The sequence below is a fragment of the Dorea ammoniilytica genome, from assembly GCF_025567415.1.
Taxonomy (GTDB): Bacteria; Bacillota; Clostridia; order Lachnospirales; family Lachnospiraceae; genus Claveliimonas; species Claveliimonas ammoniilytica.
In genome coordinates, this window is sequence record NZ_JAOQJV010000032.1 from 1 (window position 1) to 6,090 (window position 6,090).

A 6,090-nucleotide genomic window follows, 5' to 3' on the forward strand; every position below is an offset into this window, starting at 1 on the left:
GTAATCCTCCTTTGATATATGTTTTTTTCGTCGAAACCATTATACCTTAGAAAGTGATTACTCTCATTTTTATTTTCTTTATTCAACTAACAATTTCTTTACACCAATGAATAATACAGCGTGAATAATGAATTCTGATTCTGCATTTTGGACAGATTCTTCAAATTGTCTGTTTTAGGACAATTCAGACAATCTGGATATATGATAAATACCACCTAAGTCTTATTATAATAATAACGAATAGAGATTCTCGAGAGGAGGAAAAAGAGATGTCTGATTATAGTGAAATCGAGAAAAAAGCAGGTACGAAGGTAGTAGAGGTTCATCCAAAGGCTGATACAGAAGGTGTTTATACTGTACTGTTTGAAAACAACCTTGAAGAAGAGTGGACATTTAAAGATGGTCACTGGGAGTTCGTTGCATAATGTTTAGCTTAATAGAAAAATTCCTGCTTACATAGAGAGCAAAGAGCCTCTATGTAAGCAGGAATTTTTTCTATGTCATATATTGATATGGACAAAATCTTCAAATAGGCATATTCTATAAATGTGTGGTACTAAAGAAGATGCATCAGGAGGAATTGTCTATGTCTATGTTAACGATGAAAACAATCATGCAAACCTTTAGCGAGATGATCGAAGAAATGCCCTTTGACAAGATTACTGTGCTGGCTCTTGTTAAAAGGTGTGAAATCAACCATAACACTTTCTACTATCACTTTCAAGATTTATATGAGTTGCTTGATAAATGGATACAGTATGAAATAGATAAACTGGTCAAAACACTAGAAGATCCAACAGATTTAAAAGCCGAAATGAAAGCGATATTTCAAGCATGTAAGGAATACCCTAAGATTATAAATCATATTCTCTCTTCGCTATCCAAAGAACAACTAGAATACCACTTCTTTATTAAAACAGAGGATTCAATCAGCAAATATATCAAAAAGCAGTTGGAAGATGCAGGAAAATATCTTTCAGACGAACAAATCCAATCTACGGCCGAATTCTGCAGATTCGCATTAGCCGGATATTTCCTTAAATTTAATTACATGCAGCCTAAACCTGACGTAGATGAATATGTTAATCACTTCGAGTGGATATTCGATGATCTTGTCCACTGGACACTTGAATCGCGAGAATAGTTGTTTTCTTTTTGATAACTATAAGCTACGGAATACACAACGTTTTCTCGGCTCAAATCATATTCTGTTATCTAATAAGAGCTGATAATTTTTTGCCACACAGTACTCCCAATATGCAACTACAACAGCTTAATAATACATACACTCCTCCAGCTGTATATTGATTATCATCAAACAAATTGTATGCTTCTAAAGAAAATGTTGAAAAGGTGGTAAAACCACCACATACCCCTGTTTTCCAAAACAATATCGTGTTTTCCGATACCTCATTCTTACCGCTTGCAATACCCACAACAAATCCTATCAGAAGCGCTCCCATAATATTTGTCACCAACGTCAGAAACGGAAATCCGCTTTTAACAGGTATAAGGCTTATCGCATATCGGGCCATTGCTCCTACAGCTCCACCCAGGGCTACAACTAAAAATTCCATTTGTTTCACATCCTCCTCATATAATTAAGTCTTTTTGTTGAAATCACAGGCTTTTCAGCCCTTTAAAATTTCGTTTTAGGTAACTATAGCATCTTCTCTCTTCACATGCAAATCCATCAGACCTATGGTATAATAAATGCAATAATTTCACACAAAAGGAGTGTCTATATGAGTAACATTGAAATAAACAGAAAAAATATCGCCGATATGCTTTTGGGTCTGTATGAAAAAGAACCCTTCTCTATGAATACAAATGTTGAGGAACTCGAATGCAATGTCTGGGGTGGCTATTATGATATGGATATGACCACGGCTCAGATATCCTTCAATGACAATAACTCTCTTACTGCCTATGGCAATTTCATCACCGAATTCATCAGCGGCTGGACAGAACTTCTCTCCAGAAAAGACTCTATATCCGAAGAACTTTTTCAGGAAGATTTCGCTGCCTGGAAAACCGAGATTTTCGAAAAAGCCGAACAACTCGATACCATGGAGCGGATTCGAAATGCAAAGAATGCGGAGACTATCTAAAATCTCCGCAAATATTTACCATTTTTCCAAATGCCTTTCTTTTTCCCACCCGTATGAAAATAGTACACGCCTTTCCCTTCAAATGTACCATTCATAAAAGCGCCTTCATAATGATCTCCATTCGTATAATTCAGCACACCCTGACCTTCCGGCTTGCCATGCCGAAATTCTCCCTGATATTTATCACCGGAAGCATACTGTAACACACCCTTGCCATGCGGTACACCGCGTATCATCTCACCTTTGTAAACAGCACCATCACTATATGTAAAAGAAGAATGTCCACTTTCCGTATTCTTACTCAGAGCTGCATACCATTCTGCTTCCGTGATATGCATTGTTTCCTGAAGAAATGCTTTCGCCATATCTGCCAATTCTTTCTGCCAGCCAATCACGTAAGCTGTCACATCATCCACATACAGCACATTGGAACACATAATACTTCCGCCCAGGTATCGTCTGACTTTTTCCTTTACAAAATCCGTATAATACAAATCACAGGCACCATATAAATGACAGATCTCATGGATAAATGTATTGCATTTTTCTCCATAAAAGACTGTGGCATATTCTTCGCCCTCTCCCAGCGCAACCTGCCTCGAGGCAAAAGACCTCTCCTCATATCGGAATAGAAAAATCACAGCTACATCATCAAATCGTTTTTCATTTTTAAAGTGATTACGCAATTCTGTGATTGATGCATACTTCGTATTCTGCATCACCTGTTTCACCCAGGCATTCGACATACCAAGATCTACATGCACATCGCTCTTACTGCGAAATACAAAATTCCGAATATTCAATGTCACATTTTTCTTGCCCGCTTCCTGCATCATCCAGGATGAGGTCTGGCGAATCGTATTGACTACCGCATGTTCATCATCTTCACTCCATTGCCCTGCCTGTTCATCCACAAGAATATAGCAAAATGCCACATTCCCCCTTAACTCCTTATTGATTCCTTTGTTTTTCCCTTTAAAAAAAATACTATTATCCAACTATCTTATACTCCGCTTCGAATATTTCCTTTAATAAACTCACAATATCCTCATTTTTTAATCCATACATTTTCAACAAGTTCAAATCAAACGGATCTTGTTCTAAAGAGTCTATAAAAGAATATATATCACCCAAAACTGTTTCTGGTAAATCTGTGACTCTTTCTAACATAAGTTCTGCAGCTATACGTAAAATATCTTTCTTATGTTTTTTGATATTTTTTGAATCTCCAATTCCTTCTGATTCTTTTATCCTCTTAAGGTCAAGATATGCTTTCGCCTTAAAAAGAATAATATATTCTGGTCTAAGTACTGAAAGTGCATTCTTTTGTATTCTCCCTGCAAGAAGTACATTATAGTAATCAGAATCTAACAAAATGGCTGACAAACTCGATATCTCATCCGCAATATGAATCGGCGTAATTCCTTCTGCATTCTTTAACTCAAAATCTGTTCTGCAGAATAACTCAATCATTTTCGGAAATGCTTTTTCTTCTGGTTTATCAAATCTGTAAAATTGAGGTTTCCTTCCACTCACAAATCTGTTACGATACTTACCATCTACTATGAATTTCCAAAATTTTTCTCCAAACTCTGGTGTAAGCGCCTCGATAATCAAAACCATATCCAAGTCTCTTGTCGCCCTGAAATTTGCGTCATTACTTTCAAATACAATATCACATGCCGCTCCGCCAATCAGAACATATTGATCTTCGTAACCTGCAAAATACTTACGAAATGTATCTAATCCTTTGACCATACATATTCCTCTAACATCTCATTAATTGAAATGCCTACTCTTTCGTCCTCTAATTCATCTTTTGTTATTGATAAAACTATACTCAGTGGATCCTGGATTTTTTTTCCATAAAAGTCGATAAAATATCCTAATTCCAGTACAACACAGCCTACCTCTTCTGACATTCCTGTCTGCTTCATCATTTTTATACCACTACTTTTTATTTCTTTTTTCGTTATTGCATATGTGTAATACTCATTATCCGTCAAAAGTGAGCACTCACACAGCGCAGATATACCAGCCTTTTTCTCTAATCCAATATCCTCCCTTAAGATATATTTTCGAATTACAGGATTTCTAAATACCTTTGCATTTTGCTGCCAGAATACTTTTGTATTGTTCGGCGCACTGATTACCCTTGATTTTCCCTTCATACCCAATACATCAATATTTAAGTATTCCAATTCATCAAAACATCGACTTACAGACATTTTAGAAACTCCTAATTTTTCTGCTGCCTCAGTCACTTTTACCTTATTCCATCTTTCATAAATAGCTAAAAGAAGTAACTTTTGTGTTAAATATGAAATCAAATGAACTGGCTGTAATTCTCTATCATTTGAATTGCTTAGTAAATATCCCATAAAAGGAAGATATATCTGCTTGCCAACTATTACAAATGGGATCCCTTCCTCTATCAATTTTTCTTTAATATAAAATGTTGTATATTCAAAAAAAATCGCACAGTTTAATCCCGTCAGTTTTTCTATTCTAGCTCTATCTTTTCTAAGCATAACCAAGCCCATCTCACCTTTAGGACAAATAGCTATCCATAGAAGCCCATTAGTCTCCATTCTTAACACATCATATCTGCCTCGATATGCCAATGGTAATTTTTCGTATATTTCTTTATCTTCTTCAATGATTACATTCTGTCTTAATGCCTTTTCCAAAAACTCTTTCATTAATTCACCTTTTTATAAATGTAACTTTTTTTAGGTTACATTTATAAAATAATATATTTGAATAGATTTTTCAAGCAGTCTACTAATCATTTTTGCAATCACTCTTTAAATATTCACTCTAACTATTATATGAATTTCCCTCAATCGCCTTCTCATATTCCGCCAGTACATCTGCGCTGAACAACACAAACCTCACAAGTTCTATCTTGCCAGGATGCTCTCTGATAAACTCCTTCACTGTATCGACCGCAACAACTGCTGCCTTATCAATCGGATAACCGTAAACACCTGTTGAAATAGCAGGAAATGCGATTGTCTTAATTCCATGATCTACCGCACATTGCAAAGAATTCCGATACGCATTTGCTAACAGCTCCGGCTCACCATCATTACCTCCATACCAGATCGGTCCAACTGTATGGATTACATATTTACAAGGCAGCTTATATGCCTTGGTAATCTTGGCTTCCCCTGTATCACAACCATGTAAGGTACGACATTCTGCCAGAAGTTCCGGACCAGCTGCCCGATGAATCGCACCATCCACGCCGCCACCACCAAGCAAACTGTTATTCGCTGCATTCACGATTGCTTCCACATCATCAATTTTCGTAATATCTCCCTGTACTGTCTGTATACAACAATTCATACACAATACCTCCTTGCATTCATCATAACGCCTTATTCTATTATAGCAAAAGCCGCAGCTTCCGCCACGGCCTTTATTCATCTTATTACCTGCATTACAGCCATGAGGCTCTTCCCCGGTCAATTAGCTTAACACCTTAACCTGTTTCATGGATTTCAGCATATCTCTATACCTGAAGAAAAGTTGTCCATTCACACATAACCATTCAAAAACAAAATCATTAACGGTTCACAATTCAAAGTTTAAACAAAATCCAAAACAATTAACAGCTCTTATACTATCCATCCTAATAGAATTTGCATATTCTTCACGTAACTTAACCCTGTTACAGGGAAACTAAGTTCGGAATTTTCGTAATGCAGGCAATGTGATTATGCTATCTCGATAAATGTGGTTGCATTGGACACTTTGATCTGCGTATCCAGTTCTGTGAGCAGAATATTCCGCTTCTCTTCCAACATGTCGACCTTCTTCTTTACATCCAAAGGATCCACAAGTTCAGTCGTATTCTCCTTCATGTATGCATCAACCACGCCTAACTATAGTGGCTCAGTTGTCAAGACAAAAATCTAAGATTTTTATAATGAACTGATATGGTGGACAAGTTACAAGGAACATGGAGAGAACA

The 6,090-nt window shown here is 36.6% G+C and carries 9 protein-coding genes; 3 read left to right on the plus strand and 6 right to left on the minus strand.

Going from position 1 to position 6,090, the window contains the following annotated elements:
• Nucleotides 1-269 precede the first annotated feature (269 nt).
• Nucleotides 270-425, plus strand: a complete 156-nt coding sequence (locus OCV65_RS13170) for a hypothetical protein (protein ID WP_262582453.1) — start codon at nt 270-272, stop codon at nt 423-425.
• 161 nt (nt 426-586) lie between these two features.
• The gene (locus tag OCV65_RS13175) at nt 587-1,144 is read left to right on the plus strand and encodes a TetR/AcrR family transcriptional regulator (protein WP_262582454.1); all 558 of its coding nucleotides are present in this window, start codon (nt 587-589) and stop codon (nt 1,142-1,144) included.
• Between the two features lie 67 nt (nt 1,145-1,211).
• Here the strand turns inward: OCV65_RS13175 and crcB are convergent, their stop codons facing one another.
• A complete protein-coding gene (crcB, locus tag OCV65_RS13180) occupies nt 1,212-1,577 on the minus strand; it encodes a fluoride efflux transporter CrcB (protein WP_262582455.1) in 366 nt (121 codons plus the stop codon).
• 168 nt (nt 1,578-1,745) lie between these two features.
• On the opposite strand from crcB, the gene OCV65_RS13185 reads away from it, so the two are divergent.
• Entirely contained in the window at nt 1,746-2,111 is a 366-nt protein-coding gene (locus OCV65_RS13185) for a hypothetical protein (protein WP_262582456.1), read from the plus strand.
• Here the strand turns inward: OCV65_RS13185 and OCV65_RS13190 are convergent.
• The 5 genes from OCV65_RS13190 to OCV65_RS13210 all read right to left on the minus strand — a co-directional run bounded on the left by OCV65_RS13190 (nt 2,108) and on the right by OCV65_RS13210 (nt 5,980).
• Nucleotides 2,108-3,046, minus strand: coding sequence for an MORN repeat-containing protein (locus OCV65_RS13190; protein ID WP_262582457.1), 939 nt, complete (start codon nt 3,044-3,046; stop codon nt 2,108-2,110). The genes OCV65_RS13185 and OCV65_RS13190 overlap by 4 nt on opposite strands.
• Before the next feature lie 55 nt (nt 3,047-3,101).
• A complete protein-coding gene (locus OCV65_RS13195) occupies nt 3,102-3,869 on the minus strand; it encodes a hypothetical protein (protein WP_262582458.1) in 768 nt (255 codons plus the stop codon).
• Nucleotides 3,854-4,813 (minus strand): hypothetical protein, encoded by a 960-nt coding sequence (locus OCV65_RS13200; protein WP_262582459.1) that lies wholly within the window; start codon nt 4,811-4,813, stop codon nt 3,854-3,856. Before OCV65_RS13200 ends, OCV65_RS13195 begins: the two co-directional genes overlap by 16 nt.
• Nucleotides 4,814-4,931: 118 nt before the next feature.
• A complete protein-coding gene (locus OCV65_RS13205; RefSeq protein WP_262582460.1) occupies nt 4,932-5,462 on the minus strand; it encodes an O-acetyl-ADP-ribose deacetylase in 531 nt (176 codons plus the stop codon).
• A gap of 371 nt (nt 5,463-5,833) precedes the next feature.
• Nucleotides 5,834-5,980: a hypothetical protein gene (locus OCV65_RS13210; RefSeq protein ID WP_262582461.1), complete on the minus strand. Its 147-nt coding sequence runs from the start codon at nt 5,978-5,980 to the stop codon at nt 5,834-5,836.
• Between the last annotated feature and the right edge of the window lie 110 nt (nt 5,981-6,090).

Coding starts and splice junctions, on each gene's coding strand:
- OCV65_RS13170 (WP_262582453.1), top strand. CDS start 270: ATGTCTGATTATAGTGAAATCGAGAAAAAAGCAGGTACGAAGGTAGTA.
- OCV65_RS13175 (WP_262582454.1), top strand. CDS start 587: ATGTCTATGTTAACGATGAAAACAATCATGCAAACCTTTAGCGAGATG.
- crcB (WP_262582455.1), bottom strand. CDS start 1,577: ATGGAATTTTTAGTTGTAGCCCTGGGTGGAGCTGTAGGAGCAATGGCC.
- OCV65_RS13185 (WP_262582456.1), top strand. CDS start 1,746: ATGAGTAACATTGAAATAAACAGAAAAAATATCGCCGATATGCTTTTG.
- OCV65_RS13195 (WP_262582458.1), bottom strand. CDS start 3,869: ATGGTCAAAGGATTAGATACATTTCGTAAGTATTTTGCAGGTTACGAA.
- OCV65_RS13200 (WP_262582459.1), bottom strand. CDS start 4,813: ATGAAAGAGTTTTTGGAAAAGGCATTAAGACAGAATGTAATCATTGAA.
- OCV65_RS13205 (WP_262582460.1), bottom strand. CDS start 5,462: ATGAATTGTTGTATACAGACAGTACAGGGAGATATTACGAAAATTGAT.
- OCV65_RS13210 (WP_262582461.1), bottom strand. CDS start 5,980: ATGAAGGAGAATACGACTGAACTTGTGGATCCTTTGGATGTAAAGAAG.